The sequence below is a fragment of the Clostridium sp. CTA-19 genome (genome assembly GCF_054767855.1).
Window position 1 is genome coordinate 1 of record NZ_BAAABH010000069.1, and the last position, 2,758, is coordinate 2,758.

A 2,758-nucleotide genomic window follows, 5' to 3' on the forward strand; every position below is an offset into this window, starting at 1 on the left:
GGTATATTGGTCCAGTTGATGAAACAATTGCTACTGATGAGTTAGAAGCGTATTATGCATATCAATTATTAAAGATTAGACCATCAATAATTAAAACTCTAGCATTGCCAAGTGGTTATATGGCTATTTTGGAGAAAGATGAGTTAAAGGCTGTTCTAGATGAGAATGATATCGATGTATTAAAACAGTATAATGCATAATAAAGGGTAAGCTAGTCGTATAAAAAATGATTGGTTAATAATGAATAATAGTACTATAGGTATTAGCTGCATAATCTAAATAATGTAGTGAAAAGATGAAATGAATCAGCTGAAATTTAAGTAGGCTGGTTCATTATTTTTTTAGCAGTTCTTGAATTATGAGAATCTGATAAAGGAAGTCCTAGTTAATTAATACCATTAACTTTAGAAGTCAGTAAAAAATGGATAGAAGAGATGTATAGCCTCATAATCAAGAAATTTGTAATGGATGAGAAGATTATAATAGAATATGGTAAGAAGCAATTTTAAAAATACATGAATACTTTATGGGACAACAAGTAAGTTTTCAACTAAGATTATATATGTCTATATAAAAAGGGGATAAAGTTCTTGATAGCTTTTATGATGTTTCTAATTATGTTGCAAAAAATGGGGAACTTCCAAATAACTTCATTACTAAGACAGAGGCTAGAAGATTAGACTGGAATCAGAAAAAAGGAAATCTTGCTAATGTTGCTTCAGGTAAGAGTATTGGTGGAGATGTATTTAGAAACAAAGAAGGGCTTTTACCAAATGCAAAAAATAGAATTTGGTATGAAGCTGATATTAACTATACATCAGGTTATCGTGGATAGTGATAGAATTTTATATTCTAATGATGGATTAATTTATAAAACAACTGACCATTATAGGACATTTACTAAAATTAAGTAGGAGTCTCAATTATGAATATAATTATTGATGGTTTAAAAATTAATGATAAGAATCAGTTTCATGAATATATTAAGGATATTATGAAACTTCCGGAATACTATGGAAAAAATTTAGACGCGTTATGGGATTGTTTAACAGGGTGGATAGATCTTCCAATGAAAATTGAATGGAGAAATTATGCAGTGAGTAAAGAAAGACTTGGATGTTACGCAGATAAAATCCTTGAAACTTTTAAAGAAGCAGAGGAAGAATTAGGAGACGATTTTAAGCTGATTTTGTCAGAATTATAATTTAACAATATTATTTAGATGTGATGGATAGATGTACTCTCTCCATTGCTTTTATCACTAAGACATAAGTAAAGATATAGGCATTATAGAGAAAGGTTTACAAAAATGTACAAGTGATATTAAAATTAATATACCACAACAAGTGCCAAAGTTAGCAGTAGCTAACAATATATCAAAAAGTGGTAGCGTTAGTTTTAGTAATAAAGTTTATAATGAAGCAGAAACATTAATTAGTAAAGGTATTAGTACTGAGGCTAGTGCAAGTAGCAAATTCACTAATAATGCTAGCAAAGCTGATTGTAGAGTTTGACTTATAGCTAGAACTAAATTAGTACTACAATAGACCATCCATTCTGGATAGTAGGAAAAGGTTGGACAGGAGCAGGAGATCTAAAAGAAGAAGATAAAGTTCTTTTAGCTTCTGGTAAAACTTCAAAAGTAACTAATAGTTATAAAGAAAAGTTAAATAAGCCAGTAAAGGTATATAACTTTGAAGTTTCTAATTGGCATACTTACTTTGTTTCAGATGCTGGAGTACTTGTTCATAATACTTGTAGTATGGGAAGTGCTAAGGGAGCGGCTAAAGCTAATGAAAATATAGTATACCGTGCATTAAATTCAAAAGATGCTGAAAGGCTTAGCCAAGGATTAGGCTTAGAAGCCAAAAATTCAGCCGGAACATGGAAACTTGATGAGCATCTTATTGGAGGTTCTGGTAAAGCCTCATGGGCGAATGACCCATTCATTTCAACGACTACGGATATTGATGTAGCTAGAGGATTCAATCAATCAGGAAGCAGTTTGGGAATTGTTAAAATTGATTTGAATAAAGTTCCATCACAAGCCTTGAAAGGCTATAAAATATATCCAAGAGTAAATGGAGTAGAAGGATTGCCATATCATTATTCAATTTGGCAACAAGAAGTTTCAGTATATAAAAGTATACCAAAAGAAGCAATAAAGGGGTTTGTAAAATGATAAACGATAGAATTATAGAGATTGAAGAAAGTATTAATAAACTAACAGTTGATTTACTAGTTCCAATTAGAACATCAAAGAAAGTTAATAAAGAAGCATTTGATAAATTATATTTGCTACTTGATGAGTTAAAAGTGCTTATAAAAGGAGAACTGATAATAAGTAGGAAACTAGCAGGGGTGTTGTTCTTTATTTATACTTCTATCTCAGCAGAAGCGGAACACGCTCATTATTCAAATCCTATCTTTATTGAGGTAGGAAGGCTAGAAGACTATTTAAGCAAGATATTATGGGATTCGCCTTTTGGTCAAGGAGTATAGAATAAAAATAAAATAATCAAGGAGAATGGTATGGCTATATATTTTTATAAAATAAATGATGAATATGGATGCTTTTCTAACTTTTCTAGACATGGCTTTAAACTTGGTGGTAAGTATTGGATGACAAGTGAACATTATTTCCAAGCCCAAAAGTTTATTGGAACTGAATATGAAGAACAAGTTAGAATGTCATCAACACCAATGGAAGCAGCAAACATGGGACGTGATAGAAGTAAACCACTTAGGAAAGATTGGG

The 2,758-nt window shown here is 31.0% G+C and carries 8 protein-coding genes; all 8 read left to right on the forward strand.

Annotated elements, in window-relative coordinates:
- Positions 1-200, forward strand: a 200-nt coding sequence (locus ACYUE0_RS17510; protein ID WP_460271905.1) for an immunity protein Imm33 domain-containing protein, incomplete at its 5' end; no start/stop codon positions are given.
- Positions 201-652: 452 nt separating this feature from the next.
- A complete protein-coding gene (locus ACYUE0_RS17515) occupies positions 653-835 on the forward strand; it encodes a ribonuclease domain-containing protein (protein ID WP_460271913.1) in 183 nt (60 codons plus the stop codon).
- Entirely contained in the window at positions 774-914 is a 141-nt protein-coding gene (locus ACYUE0_RS17520) for a hypothetical protein (RefSeq protein ID WP_460271907.1), read from the forward strand. Before ACYUE0_RS17515 ends, ACYUE0_RS17520 begins: the two co-directional genes overlap by 62 nt.
- An 11-nt stretch (positions 915-925) precedes the next feature.
- Positions 926-1,204, forward strand: a complete 279-nt coding sequence (locus ACYUE0_RS17525) for a barstar family protein (RefSeq protein WP_061995271.1) — start codon at positions 926-928, stop codon at positions 1,202-1,204.
- Positions 1,205-1,346: 142 nt separating this feature from the next.
- Positions 1,347-1,514 carry a hypothetical protein gene (locus tag ACYUE0_RS17530; RefSeq protein ID WP_460271909.1) on the forward strand — a complete coding sequence of 56 codons (168 nt, stop codon included), beginning with the start codon at positions 1,347-1,349 and terminating at the stop codon, positions 1,512-1,514.
- Between the two features lie 47 nt (positions 1,515-1,561).
- Positions 1,562-2,182: a polymorphic toxin-type HINT domain-containing protein gene (locus tag ACYUE0_RS17535; RefSeq protein WP_460271915.1), complete on the forward strand. Its 621-nt coding sequence runs from the start codon at positions 1,562-1,564 to the stop codon at positions 2,180-2,182.
- Positions 2,179-2,502 (forward strand): hypothetical protein, encoded by a 324-nt coding sequence (locus ACYUE0_RS17540; protein WP_460271910.1) that lies wholly within the window; start codon positions 2,179-2,181, stop codon positions 2,500-2,502. The genes ACYUE0_RS17535 and ACYUE0_RS17540 overlap by 4 nt, the downstream gene beginning before the upstream one ends.
- A 30-nt stretch (positions 2,503-2,532) precedes the next feature.
- The coding region (locus ACYUE0_RS17545) for an NADAR family protein (RefSeq protein WP_460271911.1) at positions 2,533-2,758 on the forward strand (226 nt) is incomplete at its 3' end.